The sequence below is a fragment of the Pseudarthrobacter sp. S9 genome, assembly GCF_050156545.1.
Classification (GTDB): Bacteria; Actinomycetota; Actinomycetes; order Actinomycetales; family Micrococcaceae; genus Arthrobacter.
This window is the reverse complement of sequence record NZ_CP189576.1, coordinates 1674678-1691116: the sequence shown is the minus strand read 5'-3', so window position 1 is coordinate 1691116 and position 16439 is coordinate 1674678. Positions and strand designations below refer to the sequence as shown.

Here is a 16439-nt window from a genome sequence, read left to right as displayed (position 1 = left end):
TGGAACCGTTCAGCCGCGCAGGCGCTCCATTCCGGGATCCACCAGGGGCTCGGCGGTCACGGTGGCGGCGATGCGCTTCCCGAAATACTCGATTTCGACGGTGTCGCCTTCGGCGGTGTGCGCCGGCAACCAGGCGTAGGCGATCGGCTTGCCCACCGTGTAACCGTAAGCGGCGCTCGTGACGTAACCGGTGGGTTCGCCGTTGAAGTACACGGGTTCCTTGCCCAGCACCACTGAGGTGCCGTCGTCCACCGTCAGGCAGCGGAGCTGCTTGGTGGCCGGCTGCCCGCGGCGTGCGACAAGGGCCTCGGAGCCCACGAAGGATTCCTTGTTCTTGCCGATGGAGAAGCCAAGCCCGGCCTGGTACGGCTCGTGTTCGGGCGTCATGTCGGTGCCCCAGAGGCGGTAGCCCTTTTCCAGGCGCAGGCTGTTGAAGGCTCCGCGGCCGGCGGCAATGATGCCCTGGTCCTGGCCGGCAGCGAAAAGGACGTCCCAGAGCTTGAGTCCGTAGTCGGCGGAGGTGTAGAGCTCCCAGCCGAGTTCGCCCACATAGGACAGGCGCATGGCGGTAACGGGGATCCCGCCGATCCGGACCTGCTTGGTGCGGAAGTACTTCAGGCCGTCATTGCTGAAGTCGTCGGTGCTGACCTTCGCGACGACTTCCCGGGCCAGCGGACCCCAGAGCCCGATGCAGCAGGTGGCCCCGGTGATGTCGCGGACCTGGACCCACTGGCTGACGTTCTCGGACGTCTGCTTCCGGGCCTCCCTGGTGAGGTAGTCGACGTCGATGTTGCCGTTGGCGCCCACCTGGAAGGTGGTTTCATCCAGCCGCGCTATGGTGATGTCGCTGCGTACCCCGCCGTCGCCGGCGAGCAGCAGGCAGTAGGTGACGGCGCCCGGCTTCTTATCGATCTGACCGGCGCTCAGGCGCTGGAGCAGTGCCAGCGCGCCGGGGCCGGAAACTTCCAGCCGCTTCAGCGCCGTCATGTCGTACAGTGCGACGCCGGTACGCGTCTTCCACGCCTCCGCTGCGGAAATGGGGGAGTGGAACATGTTGGCCCAAGGCTCGCGTTCGGGAGCCTGCCATTCGGGCGGCAGCTCGGCGAGGAGGGCGCGGTTGGCTTCGAACCAGTGCGGACGTTCCCAGCCGCCGGCCTCCAGGAAGAACGCGCCAAGCTCCCTCTGCCGGCAATTGAACGGGCTGACGCGCAGGTCCCGCGGTGACTGCCGCGGCTGCAGCGGGTGCAGGACGTCGTAGATCTCCACGAAGTTCTGCTGGGACGTTTCGCTGACATAGCTCTCGGAGGTCTGCACCTTCTCGAACCGGGAGACCTCGCATTCGTGCAGCGGCGTCCGGGACTGACCCTCGATGAGCAGCTCCGCCACGGCGCGGGCCACGCCGGCCGAGTGGGTCACCCAGACGGCCTCGGCCACGTAGAAACCCTCGACGTCGGGGGACTCGCCGATCAGCGGGCCGCCGTCGGGGGTGAAGGAGAAGATGCCGTTGAAGCCGTCGGCGATCCCGGCCCCGCGCAGGGCGGGCAGCAGTTGCTTGCTGTCCTCCCAGCAGGGCAGGAAGTCTTCCTCCGTGAACTCCAGCCGGGACGGCATGCGGTGCTCGGACATCTGCGCGGCCGCGACTTCCGGGAGAGTGTCCAGCGCCACGGGCATAGGGCGGTGGGCGTAGGAGCCGATGCCGATCCTGTCCCCGTGCTCGCGGAAGTACAGGTCCTTGTCCTGGTGCCGGAGGATGGGCAGCCTGGCGCCGTTGGCCAGGTCCAGCGCATTGGTGCCCAGGTTGGTGCCGGTGAGTTCGGGCACCACGGTGGTCTTCACGTATTGGTGGGCCAGGGGCAGGAGCGGCACGGCCATTCCGGCCATGGCGCCGATCTTCGGCCCCCAGAACCCGGCACAGGACACCACGATGTCGGCCGGGATCACGCCGTCGGGCGTCTGCACGCCGGTGACCCGGCCGCCGGACTGTTCGACGCCGGTCACCGGCGTCGAACCGATGAACGTCACCCCCGCGGCGGTGGCCTTGCGGATGAGCAGCTGGACTGCCCGGGCCGCGGAGGCCAGACCGTCGGAGGGCACGTAGAGTCCGCCGAGCACCATGCCCTGGTCCAGCAGCGGATAGTGCTTGGAGCACTCGTCGGGATCAATGAGGCGGCCCTCGATGCCCCAGGAGGTGGCGTACCCCAGCTTGCGCTTGAGGTCTTCCAGCCGTTCGGGGGTGGTGGCGATCTCCAGACCGCCCACCTGGTTGAAGCAGGAGACGCCTTCGTCACTGAGGGCCAGGAGCTTGTTGACCGTGTAGGTGGCAAACTCCGCCATGGTCTTGGACGGGTTGGTCTGGAACACCAGGCCGGGTGCGTGCGACGTGGAGCCGCCGGCCAGGTTCAGCGGACCCTGTTCCACTACCGTCACCTCGGTCCAGCCACGGGTGGACAGTTCATCTGCCAGATTCGCACCGACAATGCCGGCGCCGATGATTACGACGCGGGGTGTAGCCCTCATACGGAAGCTCCTAATCTTGACTTACGGCATGCTGCAGGCGGCGCGCCCTTTTTTGGGGGTCGGGGGCGCCAAGTGTGGCGGTTTCTAGCGGAAGACAACGGTCCGGGAGCCGTTGAGGAGCACCCGGTGCTGGCAGTGCCACTTCACTGCCCGGGAGAGCGCCATGGCCTCGGCGTCCCGGCCGGTGGTGACCAGTGATTCCGGGTCCGCGGTGTGGTCCACGCGGAAAACTTCCTGCTCGATGATGGGGCCCTCGTCGAGTTCGGCGGTGACGTAGTGCGCGGTCGCGCCGACCAGCTTGACGCCACGCTCGTAGGCCTGGTGATAGGGCTTGGCGCCCTTGAACCCCGGGAGGAAGGAGTGATGGATGTTGATGGCCCGGCCGAGGAGGGCTCCGGACAGTTCGTCGGAGAGCACCTGCATGTAGCGGGCCAGCACCACGAGGTCGGCCTGGTATTCGTCCACGAGGCTGAGCATCCGGGCCTCGGCCTCCGGCTTGGTGGCCGCCGTGACGGGGACGTGAATGAACGGCAGGCCTGCGGCTTCCGCCATGGGGCGAAGGTCCTCATGGTTGGATACGACGGCGACGATGTCGGCGCCGAGGCTGCCGGCCCGCCAGCGGAAGATCAGGTCGTTGAGGCAGTGGCCGAATTTGGAGACCATGACCAGCACCCGCTGCGGGCGGTCGTCGTGGAAGCGGAACGTCATACCGAACTCGTCGGCGACGGCGGCGAAGTCAACGGCGAGGGAAGCCGCCGTGCTGTCGGTTTCGCTGCTGGTCTGGCCGCAGTCCTGTGATCCGGGGGAGGGAACGGCGGCGAGCGTTCCGGTGAATGCGGTGCGCAGGAACAACGTGTTGCTCACATGGTCGTCAAACTGCTGGTGTTCGGCGATATCGAAGCCACGCATGGCCAGGAAGCTGGAGACGGCGTGGACGATTCCGCGGCGTTCGGGACAAGCCACTGTCAGGACGAACGGCGTCGCCTGCCGCCCGGGTGCCGGCGCGGTCTGCGCGGCCGGAAGCTGCGCCGGCGGGGCTGCGAACTCCTGGAGCTCATTGCTCAGTTGTAGCGTCAAGATCTTCACCTCTGTGCTTGGGTTGGAGTGCTGCGAAGGGCCTAGGCGTGTCCGTCGACGGTTAGGCCGGGAGGAAGATTGGGAACGTCCTCGGATTCCTGGACCATGATCTGGCCGTCCACCACCATCACTGTGTGGACGCGGACGGCTAGCTTGGCCGGCGGTGCGTCGACCGCTCCGGTCCGCAGATTGAATTTGGAGGCGTGCAGGGGACATTCGACCTCGCACCCTTCCACCCAGCCGTCCGCCAGCGAGGCGTCCTGATGGGTGCAGGTGTCGTCAAGTGCGAAGAGTTCGCCGTCTTCGGTATGGAAGACGGCGATGGGCGGGGACGTGTCGAGTCGGACTGCCTCTCCGGGAGCCAGTGCGCTGAGCGGGCATGCGTTGTGCATCTGATGAACCTCTTCTTCACTGGTGACTTCACTGGTAACGGGCCGGGCCCGCTTACCGCGTTGTACCATCATCAACGCCGATCACAATACGCAACAGCGTGATCTATACCACTCGCCCTTGTCAAGGGCTTGAGCGGAACACGCTCGGGGTATTGACACTGGCTTGTGTCGTAAGTCACGCTGTCTCGCATGAAGACGATTGTTGCGCCATACGCAATTCGTTGCATCTAACGTTACGGGAAGGCGGCCATGCAGACTTTGGCAATCGTGGGGGCATCCCTCGCCGGAATATCCGCGGCCCGGGCAGTCCGGGCGCAGGGATTTTGCGGGAGGCTCCTCATTATCGGCGACGAGCCGCACCGGCCCTATGACAGGCCGCCGCTGTCCAAGGATTTTCTGGCAGGCAAGCTGCACGGCGACCACCTGTTCCTGGAAGCTCCGGGGATCGGGCCGGACGCCGAACCGCTGCAGGCCGAATGGATCCTCGGCGCCAAGGCTGTACGGCTGGATGCGGCCTCCCGGACTGTCACCCTCAGTGATGGCCGGGCTGTCCAGGCCGACGGGCTCGTGATCGCCACCGGCGCCTCGGCGCGCACACTGCCGGAACTGGCGGGACTGGACAATGTCTTCACGCTCCGGACGCTGGAGGATGCGCAGGACCTGGCGCCGGAACTTCTCCCCGGCGGACGCCTGGTCATCGTGGGAGCCGGGTTCATCGGAGCGGAAGTGGCCTCCACGGCGCGTGCGCTGGGAATGGAGGTCACGGTGATCTGTTCCTCGTCTGTGCCCTTGGCTGGGCCGCTGGGGGCTGAGATGGGTGCAGTCATGGCCCGGCTCCATGGGCTCAATGGTGTTGAGTTGGTTTGTGACGCGAGTATCCACTCCTATTACAGCGGCGAGGGAAACGTCACCGGAATCCGACTGGACGGCGGACGCTACCTGCCCGCCGACGTCGTGCTCGTGGCCATCGGAGCCGAACCGAATATTGCTTGGCTGGCCGGTTCAGGCCTCGAACTGGGCGACGGCGTCCTCTGCGATGCGATGGGCCGCACCAGCATCCCGGGCGTGGTTGCCGTGGGCGACTGCGCCGCATGGTGGGACGAGCGGTCCGGGCGGCATCACCGCGTTGAGCATTGGAGCGCGGCTGCCGAGCGGCCGGCACTGGCAGTGTCTGCTGTCCTGGACCCGGCTGCCCCGCAACGTCCCGTAAGCCTGCCGTATTTCTGGTCGGACCAATACAACGTAAAGCTTCAGTTCGCCGGCCATGCCCGGGAGGCTGACCGCGTGGCCATCGAGGCCGGCGATCCCGCGGAGCACAGCTTCCTGGCTGTTTACTACCGCGGTGCCGATCCCGTGGCTGTGCTGGGCGCCAACCAGCCACGGCTCTTTACCCGGTGGCGGCGTCAGCTGAATGCTGTAGCGGCCGGTGCTGCCGGCAACCTTGTCCCATCGCCCTGAAAGCCGGCCCCGGCCACACGCATTACCACACGCATTACCACCCCGACGTCCGTCACCGCAGAGGAGCATAAATGACCACCGAAGTAGTCTCACCGAGCCTGATCCCCACACTGCCGGGCCACACGTACGTGAGCGAGGAGGTCTTCCGTTTAGAACAGGAGCGCATCTTCGAACAGATGTGGTTCTGCGCCGTTCGCACGGCCGACCTCGAAAAGCCCGGATCCTTCAAGACGGTGCAGGTGGGACGTGAGAGTGTGCTCATCAACCGCACCAGGAAGGGCGAGGTCCGCGCCTTCTATAACATCTGCCGGCACCGCGGCGTCAAGCTCTGCATGGAGGAATCCGGCGAGGCCAACCGCTCGTTCCAGTGCCCTTACCATGCCTGGACGTATGACCTCGAGGGCAAGCTCATCGCGGCCCCGAACCTGACCAAAATGCCCGATATCGACCGCAATGAGTACGGGCTGGTGAAGGTCCACGTCCGGGAGTACCTCGGTTACGTCTGGGTCTGCCTGGCCGATGAGCCGCCGTCCTTCGAGGCCGACGTCATGGGCGCAATCGAGGAACGGCTCGGTGACCTGCGCGCGGTGGACGACTACGACATCGCCAACCTGAGCCTGGGCCGGCGCATCCGGTACGACGTCAAGGCCAACTGGAAACTCATCATCGAGAACTTCATGGAGTGCTACCACTGCGCCACCATCCACCCGGAGCTGACCGAAGTGCTTCCGGAGTTCGCCGACGGACTGGCGGCCCAGTACTTTGTGGGCCACGGCGCGGAATTCGGCGATGACATCAAGGGCTTCACCATTGACGGCTCTGAGGGCCTGGACCGGATCCCGGGGGTGGGGGAGGACCAGGACCGCCGCTACTACGCCGTCACCATCAAGCCCACCGTCTTCGTGAACCTCGTCCCGGACCACGTGATCATCCACCGCATGTTCCCGATGGCGGCGGACCGCACCATTGTTGAATGTGACTGGCTGTACCTGCCCAGCGTGGTGGAAAGCGGCAAGGACGTCAGCGCCTCGGTGGAACTGTTTCACCGCGTCAATGAGCAGGACTTCGACGCCTGCGAACGCTGCCAGCCGGCAATGGGATCAAAAATCTATGCGAACGGCGGCGTGCTGGTGCCCAGCGAACACCACATCGAAGCGTTCCACAGCTGGGTGACGGAAAAGATCAGCGACGTCGGGACTACTAGCTAATCTCCCTGCTGACCTCCTGCGGAAGGGCGCCACAGCGCCCCCCAAGAGCGCCTAAGCGTCGATGTAGCCCATCTTCGCGCTGATCGAGTGCCCGGCCTGCTTGAGTTCATCAATCAGGCCGGGTATCCGTTCGGGGTCAAAACGGAAAGCCGGTCCCGAAATACTCACGGAGCCGATCACCACTCCGCGGTGGTTGCGCACCGGCACGGCGACGGCGTTCAGGCCGGGTTCCAGTTCCTCGTAGCTCGTGGCATAGCCGGCCTCATTGATGCCGGCCAGCTGCTTTTCCAGTTCGTCCCGGGAGGTGATGGTCCGTTGAGTGTAGGGTTCCAAACCGGCCTCGGCAAGGATACGGCTGCGGACCTCCGCGGACACGGCGGCGAGCAGCACCTTGCCGCTGGAAGTCGCATGCAGTGGCGTCAGTCCACCGATCCAGTCCTGCGTGGCCAGCGTGGACGGACCCATGGCCTGGTCCACATTGACGGCGTAGTGGGACCGCAGAACGGCAAGGTTGACGGTTTCGCCGAACTTGCCCACCAGATCCTCCAGCTCTGGCCTGGCTTCCTTGACCAGGCTCAGCCGGGAGGGGATGGCGCTGGCCAGCCGCAGGATGTTGAAACCCAGCTGGTATTTGCCACGTTCGCTGTTCTGCTGCACCATGCCGCGGGCGTCCAACGCGCTGAGAAGGCGCGACGCCGTGGATTTGTGGACACCCATTTCTTCTGCGATCTCGCTGACGCCGGCATCGCCGGTGCGGGCCAGGATTTCAAGCACCGTGATGGCGCGGTCCACGGACTGCACGCCGCCATGCTGCGCACCGGATTCGGGGTCAAGTGGGGAGAAGTCGTCGGCCATCATAGAAGCCATAGTCTCAAACGACGTCAAGGCCGTCTGGGATCCGGTCACCCGGGCAGCGCGCCGTGCGTCGCGTCCGCGTCTTCCGCGCCGCTGCCCGCGCGCCGGACGGAAGGACTACAAAACCTTGCGGACGGACTGCTCGAAGCTGGTGACGTGGTGCAGTGCGAGCTCGGCGGCGTGTTCGGCGTCGCCGTCGGCAATGGCGTTGAGCAGCTCCGCATGTTCGGCGACGTGGCCGCCCAACGACGGCATCTTGTCCAGGACCAGGCACCAGATGCGCGTGGCCAGGTTGTCGTAACGGATCAGCACGTCTTCCAGATGCGGATTCGCCGCGGCACGGTAGATGAGGCGATGCACGGTGATGTCGTAGCGCATCAGCGTCCGGTGGTCAGCTTCGTTCCCCTTCATGGCACTGATGGCTGCCGCCGTCCGTCGGATCTCCTGCCGCAGCTCCTCGCTGGCCATGGAGGCGGCGCGCCGGGCGGCCAGTGGCTCGAGCAGCTCCCGGATTTCGGATACGTCGGCGAGTTCGGTGATGTCGACGCCGGTTGCGAAGGTTCCGCGCCTCGGGTAGGAGACCAGCAGATGGTCACCTTCCAGCCGTTTGATGGCTTCGCGGACCGGTGTGCGGCCGATGCCCAGCTCGGCGGCGATCTGGGCATCATTGATGGGCGCGCCCGGGCGGATGTCCAGCATTATCAGCTTGTCCCGCAACTGGAGGTAGGCCTGTTCAGCGAGGGATGCGCCGGCCGCAGGCGCTTCGGCGGCGTTGTCCAGGGCCATGCTCATTATTCGCTCCCGTTGGCGAGGGTGGAGTACCGGTGCAGGGACGGGTATTGACGCCCTGTGATCTCAAACATACTATTGCATCAGTTCTAATATATCAGTGTAACAACAGCAGTATTTCAGCGATTGGGAGAGACCATGGCAGAGCAGTTGACCCGGGTGCTTGCGGATGTGGACGCCGAAGTGGCGGGGGCGATCGACCGTGAACTGGTGCGCCAGCAGTCCACGCTGGAGATGATCGCGTCGGAGAATTTCGCTCCTGCCTCGGTCATGGAGGCGCAGGGTTCGGTGCTGACCAACAAGTACGCGGAGGGTTACCCCGGGAAGCGGTACTACGGCGGCTGTGAGCACGTGGACGTCATCGAACAACTGGCGATTGACCGGGTGAAGGCACTGTTCGGGGCGGAGGCCGCGAATGTGCAGCCGCACTCGGGCGCCCAGGCCAACGCCGCGGCCATGTTCGCCCTGCTGGATCCGGGCGACACGATTATGGGACTGGCATTGGCCCATGGCGGCCACCTCACCCACGGCATGCGCATCAACTTCTCCGGCAGGCTCTACAACGTCGTCCCTTACCACGTGAGCAAAGATGATCATCTGGTGGACATGGCAGAGGTGGAGGCCCTGGCTCTGGAGCACCGCCCCAAACTGATTGTGGCCGGCTGGTCCGCCTACTCCCGGCAGCTGGACTTCGCCGGCTTCCGCCGGATCGCCGACCTCGTGGGCGCCTACCTGATGGTGGACATGGCGCACTTCGCCGGCCTCGTGGCCGCGGGACTTCACCCGAACCCGGTCCCGTACGCGGACGTCGTCACCACCACCACGCACAAGACCCTGGGCGGCCCGCGCGGCGGAGTGATCCTCAGCAAGGAACAGTACGCGCGCAAGATCAACAGCGCGGTCTTCCCCGGACAGCAGGGCGGTCCGCTGGAACACGTGATCGCGGCCAAGGCCGTTGCCTTCAAAATCGCCGCCTCCGAAGAATTCAGGGAACGCCAGGAGCGCACCCTGGAAGGTGCCCGGATCCTGGCCTCCCGGCTGCTGAAGGACGACGTCGGAGCCGCCGGCATTTCGGTGGTGAGCAGCGGCACCGATGTGCATCTGGTCCTGGTGGATCTCCGCAACTCGGAGCTGGACGGACAGCAGGCCGAAGACAGGCTGCACCGGATCGGCATCACGGTGAACCGCAACGCGGTTCCGTTCGACCCGCGCCCGCCGATGGTCTCTTCCGGCCTGCGGGTCGGTACCCCGGCGCTGGCCACGCGCGGCTTCGGGTCCGCGGAGTTCACCGAGGTGGCGGACATCATCGCCTCGGCGCTCACCGCCCCCGCCGTGGATGACCTGCCCGACGAGGCGACCGAGGCCGGGCTCCGCGGCCGCGTTGCCGCCCTGGCGGCACGGTTCCCGCTCTACCCGCGGCTGAATGCCGTGGATGCGGGCAGCGAGGCGGGCGCAGGCTCTGAAGACCTGGCGCTTGAGGCGGAAATGATGGGAGCGGCACAGTGAGCACGGAGCAGCTGCCGGAACACCCGGACTTCCTCTGGCGCAACCCGGAGCCGAAGACCTCCTACGATGCCGTGATTGTCGGCGGCGGCGGCCACGGCCTGGCCACCGCCTACTACTTGGCGAAGAACCACGGGATGACCAACATCGCGGTCCTGGAGAAGGGCTGGCTGGCCGGCGGAAACATGGCCCGGAACACCACCATCATCCGTTCCAACTACCTTTGGGACGAGAGCGCCGCGATCTATGAGACCGCGCTGAAGCTGTGGGAGATCCTGCCCGAGGAGCTCGAGTACGATTTCCTGTTCAGCCAGCGCGGCGTGATGAACCTGGCCCACACCCTGGGCGATGTGCGCGAGAGCATCCGCCGGGTCGGGGCGAACAAGCTCAACGGCGTGGACGCCGAATGGCTGGACCCGGCCCAGGTCAAGGAACTCTGCCCCATCCTGAACATCAACGACAACATCCGCTACCCCGTCATGGGTGCGACGTACCAGCCGCGGGCCGGGATCGCCAAGCACGACCACGTGGCCTGGGCGTTCGCGCGCAAATGCGACGAACTCGGCGTGGACATCATCCAGAACTGCGAGGTCACCGGCTTCCTCAAGGACGGCAACCGGGTGGTCGGGGTCAAGACCAGCCTGGGCACCATCCACACCGGAAAGGTCGGCCTGTGCGCGGCCGGCCACAGCTCCGTGCTGGCCGAGATGGCCGGGTTCCGGCTGCCGATCCAGTCCCACCCGCTGCAGGCCCTGGTCTCGGAACTGCACGAGCCCGTGCACCCGACGGTGGTGATGTCCAACCACGTCCACGTCTACGTCTCCCAGGCGCACAAGGGCGAACTGGTGATGGGCGCCGGCGTGGATTCCTACAACGGCTACGGCCAGCGCGGCTCCTTCCACGTGATCGAGCACCAGATGGCCGCCGCCGTCGAACTCTTCCCGATTTTCGCCCGGGCCCACGTGCTGCGGACCTGGGGCGGCATCGTGGACACCACGATGGACGCCTCCCCGATTGTCGGCCTGAGCCCGGTGGAGAACATGTTCGTGAACTGCGGCTGGGGGACCGGCGGCTTCAAGGGCACCCCCGCCGCGGGTCTGACGTTCGCGCACACGATCGCCACCGGCACCCCGCACACGCTCAACAGGCCCTTCGCGCTGGAACGCTTCGAAACCGGTGCCCTGATCGATGAACACGGCGCGGCCGCCGTGGCCCACTAGAAAGGTAAGGACATGCTCCTGATCCCCTGCCCCGACTGCGGTCCCCGGGACGAGACCGAATTCTCCTACGGCGGCCAGGCCCACGTTGCCTACCCCCACAACCCCGCTGAGCTGAACGACCGCGAATGGGCCGAGTACCTGTTCTACCGTGACAACACCAAGGGCGCCTTCGCCGAGCGTTGGCTGCACAGCACCGGCTGCCGGCAATGGTTCAACATGCTCCGCGACACGGTCAGCTACGACATCCAGGCCGTCTACCGGATGGGCGAACCCCGCCCCGCCCCAGCAACGATCACCACAGCCACCAGCCCGGCATCCCCGGAAGGAGCCCTCAAATGACCGCCCAGCAGCAGCCCGCACGCCTGAGCGCCGGCGGCAGGATTGACCGCAGCGTCACGTGGCGGTTCACCCTGGACGGCCGCGAATACCCCGGCCACCCCGGCGACACCCTCGCCTCCGCGCTCCTGGCCAACGGCCACATCAGTGCAGGGAACTCCCTCTACGAGGACAGGCCTCGCGGCATCATGGCCGCCGGCGTGGAGGAACCCAACGCCCTGGTCAGGATCGCCCCGCGGTTCCCCGGGCACGTCGCCGAGTCCATGCTGCCGGCCACCACCGTGCCGCTGGTCGACGGGCTGGCAGCGGAACTGCTCAACGGCCTGGGCCGGCTGGACCCGGAGGAGGACCGTGCCGAGTACGACAAGAAGTACGTCCACACCGACGTCCTTGTCATCGGCGGCGGGCCCGCCGGGCTGGCCGCGGCACGCGAGGCGGTGCGCACCGGCGCACGGGTGATCCTGATCGATGACCAGCCCGAACTCGGCGGTTCCCTGCTGTCAGGTTCCGGGCTCTCCGGGTCCACCGATCCGGCACGTGGTGAGACGATCGAGGGCCGGCCGGCACTGGACTGGGTGGCCGACGTTGAAGCCGAACTCGTCTCCGCGGAAGAGTGCACGGTGCTGAACCGCGCCACCGCGTTCGGCTCCTGGGATGCCAATTACGTCATCGCGGCCCAGAACCGCACCGACCACCTCACCACCCCGGCCGCGGCTGGGGTGTCCCGCCAGCGGATCTGGCACATCCGCGCCGGCCAGGTGGTCCTGGCCCCCGGTGCGCACGAACGTCCCCTGGTCTTCGAGAACAATGACCGCCCCGGCATCATGCTCGCCTCCGCGGTCCGCAGCTACCTCAACCGCTACGCCGTCGCCGCCGGTTCCCGCGTGGTCATCGGCACCACCAACGACTCCGCGTACCTTCTGGCCGCGGACCTGCTGGCTGCCGGAGGCAAGGTTGCCGCCGTCGTCGACGCCCGCCCGAAACTCACCGAAACGGCCGCCGCAGCAGTGGAGGCCGGCGTCCGGGTGCTGATCGGCAGCGCCGTGGCCGACACCACCGGCAACGGCACCGGTGGCCGGCTGGACGGGGTCACCGTCCGCAGCATCAACGACGACGGCGGACTCACCTCCGGCATCGAAGAGATCGCCTGCGACCTGCTCGCAGTATCCGGCGGCTGGTCACCGGTGGTGCACCTGCACTCCCAACGCCAGGGCAAGCTGCGCTGGGACGATGACCTGGCGGCCTTCATTCCGAGCACGGTGGTTCCGAACCAGCAGGTGGCAGGCGCGGGCCGCGGCAGTTTCGAAACCGGCGACTGCCTTGCGGAGGGGATTTCCGCCGGAGCTGCGGCCGCCAACGCCGCCGGCTTCAGCCCTGAAAATTCCGGCGCAGACGTCGAACCTTCAGTGCCTGGGGCGCCGCGCGCCTCGGCTCCGACCCGCCAGCTCTGGCTGGTGCCGGGCCAGGAGGGCGGACCGGAGGACTGGCACCACCACTTCGTGGACTTCCAGCGCGACCAGTCCGTCGCGGACGTCCTGCGCTCCACGGGTGCCGGGATGCGCTCGGTGGAGCACATCAAGCGCTACACCTCGATCAGCACCGCCAACGACCAGGGCAAGACCTCCGGCGTTAACGCGATCGGCGTGATCGCCGCGGCCCTCAAGCACGGCGGCGGCGGAACGGCCGGGATCGGGGAGATCGGCACCACCGCGTACCGGGCCCCGTTCACGCCGGTCGCGTTCGCGGCGCTGGCCGGGCGGCAGCGCGGCGAACTCTTCGACCCGGCACGGCTGACGTCCATCCACCCCTGGCACGCGGCCCGGGGCGCCCTGTTCGAGGACGTCGGGCAGTGGAAGCGGCCCTGGTACTACCCGCACGCCGGGGAGGACATGGACGCCGCGGTGCTGCGTGAATGCGCCGCCGTCCGGGATTCGGTGGGGTTCATGGACGCCACCACGCTGGGTAAGATCGAAATCCGCGGCAAAGACGCCGGCGAATTCCTGAACCGCATCTACACCAACGCGTTCAAGAAACTGGCGCCGGGTTCGGCCCGCTACGGGGTCATGTGCACGCCGGACGGAATGATCTTCGACGACGGCGTGACCCTGCGCCTGGATGACGAGCGCTTCTTCATGACCACCACGACCGGTGGCGCCGCGAAGGTCCTGGACTGGCTGGAGGAATGGCTGCAGACCGAATGGCCTGGACTGGACGTGCACTGCACCTCCGTGACGGAACAGTGGAGCACCATCGCCGTCGTCGGGCCCAAATCCCGGGCGGTGATCGCCAAACTTGCCCCGGACCTGGCGGCGGACGGCGGGCTGGAGGCTGAGGCTTTCCCGTTCATGACCTTCCGGGAAACCACCCTCGCCTCCGGCGTGCGGGCGCGGATCTGCCGGATCTCGTTCTCCGGCGAACTGGCCTACGAAATCAACGTGCCCGCCTGGTACGGGCTGGCCACCTGGGAAGCGGTGGCAGCCGCCGGGTCCGGGTTCAACATCACCCCGTACGGCACCGAGACCATGCATGTGCTGCGGGCCGAGAAGGGCTACCCGATCGTCGGCCAGGACACCGACGGGACCGTCACCCCGCAGGACGCCGGCATGGACTGGGTCGTGTCCAAGGCCAAGGACTTCATCGGCAAACGCTCCTACGCCCGCACGGACGCCGCCCGGACCGACCGGAATCACCTGGTCAGCGTCCTGCCCGTGGACGGCACGATCCGGCTGCCGGAAGGCACCCAGCTGGTGGAGCAGGGCATCAGCCTGAACCCCGCCTACGGCCCGGTCCCCATGGAGGGCTTCGTGACCTCCAGCTACCACAGCGCCGCCCTGGGCAGATCATTCGCCCTGGCCCTGATCAGGAACGGCCGCAACCGGATCGGGGAAACCCTCGTGGCCGCCGCCGGAAACCAGCTGGTCGACGTGGTCGTGGCAGAAACCGTACTTTTTGACCCTGAAGGGACCCGCAAAGATGGCTGAAACAGCAGCACCCGCATACCTCAACGGACTCCGGGCGGCCCGCCGAAGCCCGGCATCGCACCTCGCGGCGGCCTTCGAGGCCGGTTCCGTGGACGGCACCGTGGAACTGGGAGAGATTCCCTTCCAGACGATGGCGGGGATCCGGGTCGACCGGGGCTCCGCGGCAGGGGCCAGGATCGCCTCGGTGACCGGCGGCCTGCCGTCCCGCTGCGGCGACGTCAGCGGCGGTGAGCCCGGCGGCGGTGAAGGAATCACCGTGCTCTGGCTGGGCCCCAGCGAGTTCCTCGCCGTGGCGCCGGAAGACGCCCATGACACCCTGGGCGGAGACCTGGTCCGGGCCCTCACCGAGGCCCTGGACGGCGCCGAAGGCCAGGTGGTGGACCTCTCCGCCAACCGCACCACCTTCGAACTCAGCGGCCCGCGGGCCCGGGACGTGCTGGAGAAGGGCTGCCCGCTGGACCTGCACCCGCGCGTGTTCAGGCCCGGCATGGCCCTGGCCACGGAGATCGGCAATATCCCCGCCATGCTGCTGAAAACGGGGGAGGAGACGTTCCGGGTGTTCCCGCGCGCCTCCTTCGCGGAGTTCCTCGGCCGCTGGCTGCTCGATGCCATGCGGGAATATGCGTCCCCCGAGGTTCCCTGATGGCGCTGAGCGTGCTGGACCTGTTTTCCGTCGGCATCGGGCCCTCCTCCTCCCACACGGTCGGCCCGATGCGGGCAGCCAAACGGTTCGCCGACGGCCTCTCAGCGTCCGGGCAGCTCACCGCCACCGCCCGGGTCCGGGCCGAGCTGTTCGGCTCCCTCGGCGCAACCGGCCGCGGCCACGGCTCGGACAAGGCCGTGGTCCTGGGCCTGCAGGGCCAGGTCCCCGAGACCGTGGACACCGCCACCGCCGAGGACCAGGTGGCGGCCGCGGCCCTGGACGCCGAACTGAGGATCGGCGGGCACCACCGGGTGGACTTCAACTGGGACGAGGACATGGTTCTGCACCGCCGCACGTCGCTGCCCGCGCACCCGAACGGCATGACGTTCCGGGCGCTGGACCGCGGCGGCGAGGTGCTGCGCGAACGCAGCTACTACTCCGTGGGCGGGGGATTCGTCGTCGACGGAAACACCGACGGTGACGTTGACGGCAAGGACCGCGTGGTGGCGGATGAGACCGTGCTGCCCTACCCCTTCGCCACCGCCGACGAACTCCTGGCCATCTGCCGGCGGGAGCAAATGTCCATCTCCGACGTCATGCTCGCCAACGAACTCACCTGGCGCAGCGAAGCCGACCTCCGGGAGAAGCTGCTGGCGATCTGGGCCGTCATGCGCGAATGCGTGGACAACGGCTGCGCCGCCGAGGGCATCCTGCCCGGCGGCCTGAACGTCCCGCGCCGCGCCCCGGCACTGTTCCGCACCCTCACCGCAACAGACGCCGGCCTGCGGGGCGCCGGCTCCGCCGACCCGCTGCTCGCGATGGAATGGGTGAACCTTTTCGCACTCGCCGTCAACGAGGAAAATGCCGCCGGCGGACGGATCGTCACCGCCCCCACCAACGGCGCCGCCGGCATCGTCCCGGCCGTCCTGCACTACTACACCAGGTTCGTCCCCGGCGCCGGCGACGACGGCGTCATCCGCTTCCTCCTGGCCGCGGCCGCCGTCGGGATCCTGTTCAAGACCAACGCCTCCATCTCCGGCGCCGAAGTCGGCTGCCAGGGCGAGGTCGGCTCGGCCTGCTCCATGGCCGCCGCCGGGCTCTGCGAAATCCTCGGCGGCACCCCGGAACAGGTTGAAAACGCCGCCGAAGTCGGCATCGAACACAACCTCGGCCTGACCTGCGACCCCGTCGGCGGGCTCGTGCAGATCCCCTGCATCGAACGCAACGCCATCGCCGCCGTCAAAGCCATCAACGCCGCCCGCCTTGCCCTGCACGGCGACGGCAGCCACAAAGTATCCCTCGACAAAGCCATCAAAACCATGCGCGAAACAGGAGCCGACATGAAAAGCAAATACAAGGAAACCTCCCGCGGAGGCCTCGCCGTCAACGTCGTGGAGTGCTGAGCAGGGGCACAATGATCCGGCATGATTCGGCACGTGGCAGCCGGCATTCGGTAGCAT

The 16439-nt window shown here is 67.1% G+C and carries 13 protein-coding genes; 8 read left to right on the top strand and 5 right to left on the bottom strand.

The window, feature by feature from the left end:
• Window positions 1-9: 9 nt before the first annotated feature.
• From ACQCSY_RS07985 to ACQCSY_RS07975, 3 genes are all read right to left on the bottom strand, one after another.
• Window positions 10-2517 carry a GcvT family protein gene (locus ACQCSY_RS07985; protein WP_427134658.1) on the bottom strand — a complete coding sequence of 836 codons (2508 nt, stop codon included), beginning with the start codon at window positions 2515-2517 and terminating at the stop codon, window positions 10-12.
• Window positions 2518-2601: 84 nt separating this feature from the next.
• Window positions 2602-3486 carry a formyltetrahydrofolate deformylase gene (gene purU, locus ACQCSY_RS07980; RefSeq protein ID WP_427135739.1) on the bottom strand — a complete coding sequence of 295 codons (885 nt, stop codon included), beginning with the start codon at window positions 3484-3486 and terminating at the stop codon, window positions 2602-2604.
• A gap of 149 nt (window positions 3487-3635) precedes the next feature.
• Window positions 3636-3986: a bifunctional 3-phenylpropionate/cinnamic acid dioxygenase ferredoxin subunit gene (locus ACQCSY_RS07975; RefSeq protein ID WP_427134656.1), complete on the bottom strand. Its 351-nt coding sequence runs from the start codon at window positions 3984-3986 to the stop codon at window positions 3636-3638.
• A gap of 249 nt (window positions 3987-4235) precedes the next feature.
• Between ACQCSY_RS07975 and ACQCSY_RS07970 the strand changes: the two genes are divergently transcribed.
• Both ACQCSY_RS07970 and ACQCSY_RS07965 read left to right on the top strand, forming a co-directional pair.
• Window positions 4236-5444 carry an NAD(P)/FAD-dependent oxidoreductase gene (locus ACQCSY_RS07970; RefSeq protein WP_427134654.1) on the top strand — a complete coding sequence of 403 codons (1209 nt, stop codon included), beginning with the start codon at window positions 4236-4238 and terminating at the stop codon, window positions 5442-5444.
• Between the two features lie 71 nt (window positions 5445-5515).
• Window positions 5516-6652, top strand: a complete 1137-nt coding sequence (locus tag ACQCSY_RS07965) for an aromatic ring-hydroxylating oxygenase subunit alpha (RefSeq protein ID WP_427134652.1) — start codon at window positions 5516-5518, stop codon at window positions 6650-6652.
• 51 nt (window positions 6653-6703) lie between these two features.
• Here the strand turns inward: ACQCSY_RS07965 and ACQCSY_RS07960 are convergent, their stop codons facing one another.
• Window positions 6704-7519, bottom strand: a complete 816-nt coding sequence (locus tag ACQCSY_RS07960; protein ID WP_427134650.1) for an IclR family transcriptional regulator — start codon at window positions 7517-7519, stop codon at window positions 6704-6706.
• 105 nt (window positions 7520-7624) lie between these two features.
• A complete protein-coding gene (locus ACQCSY_RS07955; protein ID WP_427134648.1) occupies window positions 7625-8299 on the bottom strand; it encodes a GntR family transcriptional regulator in 675 nt (224 codons plus the stop codon).
• Window positions 8300-8434: 135 nt separating this feature from the next.
• Here ACQCSY_RS07955 and glyA point away from each other — a divergent pair, with 135 nt between their 5' ends.
• The 6 genes from glyA to ACQCSY_RS07925 are packed head-to-tail and all read left to right on the top strand — an operon-like array spanning window position 8435 to window position 16382.
• Window positions 8435-9802, top strand: coding sequence for a serine hydroxymethyltransferase (gene glyA / locus ACQCSY_RS07950; protein WP_427134646.1), 1368 nt, complete (start codon window positions 8435-8437; stop codon window positions 9800-9802).
• Window positions 9799-11019, top strand: a complete 1221-nt coding sequence (locus tag ACQCSY_RS07945) for a sarcosine oxidase subunit beta family protein (RefSeq protein ID WP_427134644.1) — start codon at window positions 9799-9801, stop codon at window positions 11017-11019. Before glyA ends, ACQCSY_RS07945 begins: the two co-directional genes overlap by 4 nt.
• Before the next feature lie 12 nt (window positions 11020-11031).
• Entirely contained in the window at window positions 11032-11358 is a 327-nt protein-coding gene (locus ACQCSY_RS07940) for a sarcosine oxidase subunit delta (protein ID WP_427134642.1), read from the top strand.
• On the top strand, window positions 11355-14336 hold the full coding sequence (locus tag ACQCSY_RS07935; protein WP_427134640.1) for a 2Fe-2S iron-sulfur cluster-binding protein: 2982 nt from the start codon (window positions 11355-11357) through the stop codon (window positions 14334-14336). Before ACQCSY_RS07940 ends, ACQCSY_RS07935 begins: the two co-directional genes overlap by 4 nt.
• Complete coding sequence (locus ACQCSY_RS07930; protein ID WP_427134638.1) at window positions 14329-14979, top strand: sarcosine oxidase subunit gamma; 651 nt, start codon at window positions 14329-14331, stop codon at window positions 14977-14979. Before ACQCSY_RS07935 ends, ACQCSY_RS07930 begins: the two co-directional genes overlap by 8 nt.
• Window positions 14979-16382: an L-serine ammonia-lyase gene (locus ACQCSY_RS07925; protein ID WP_427134637.1), complete on the top strand. Its 1404-nt coding sequence runs from the start codon at window positions 14979-14981 to the stop codon at window positions 16380-16382. The genes ACQCSY_RS07930 and ACQCSY_RS07925 overlap by 1 nt, the downstream gene beginning before the upstream one ends.
• Window positions 16383-16439 lie beyond the last annotated feature (57 nt).

Bases quoted from the DNA above. Each gene is read 5' to 3' on its own strand.
- ACQCSY_RS07975 (WP_427134656.1), bottom strand. From the start codon at position 3,986: ATGCACAACGCATGCCCGCTCAGCGCACTGGCTCCCGGAGAGGCAGTC.
- ACQCSY_RS07935 (WP_427134640.1), top strand. From the start codon at position 11,355: ATGACCGCCCAGCAGCAGCCCGCACGCCTGAGCGCCGGCGGCAGGATT.
- ACQCSY_RS07970 (WP_427134654.1), top strand. From the start codon at position 4,236: ATGCAGACTTTGGCAATCGTGGGGGCATCCCTCGCCGGAATATCCGCG.
- ACQCSY_RS07930 (WP_427134638.1), top strand. From the start codon at position 14,329: ATGGCTGAAACAGCAGCACCCGCATACCTCAACGGACTCCGGGCGGCC.
- ACQCSY_RS07965 (WP_427134652.1), top strand. From the start codon at position 5,516: ATGACCACCGAAGTAGTCTCACCGAGCCTGATCCCCACACTGCCGGGC.
- glyA (WP_427134646.1), top strand. From the start codon at position 8,435: ATGGCAGAGCAGTTGACCCGGGTGCTTGCGGATGTGGACGCCGAAGTG.
- ACQCSY_RS07985 (WP_427134658.1), bottom strand. From the start codon at position 2,517: ATGAGGGCTACACCCCGCGTCGTAATCATCGGCGCCGGCATTGTCGGT.
- ACQCSY_RS07955 (WP_427134648.1), bottom strand. From the start codon at position 8,299: ATGAGCATGGCCCTGGACAACGCCGCCGAAGCGCCTGCGGCCGGCGCA.
- ACQCSY_RS07960 (WP_427134650.1), bottom strand. From the start codon at position 7,519: ATGGCTTCTATGATGGCCGACGACTTCTCCCCACTTGACCCCGAATCC.
- ACQCSY_RS07940 (WP_427134642.1), top strand. From the start codon at position 11,032: ATGCTCCTGATCCCCTGCCCCGACTGCGGTCCCCGGGACGAGACCGAA.
- ACQCSY_RS07925 (WP_427134637.1), top strand. From the start codon at position 14,979: ATGGCGCTGAGCGTGCTGGACCTGTTTTCCGTCGGCATCGGGCCCTCC.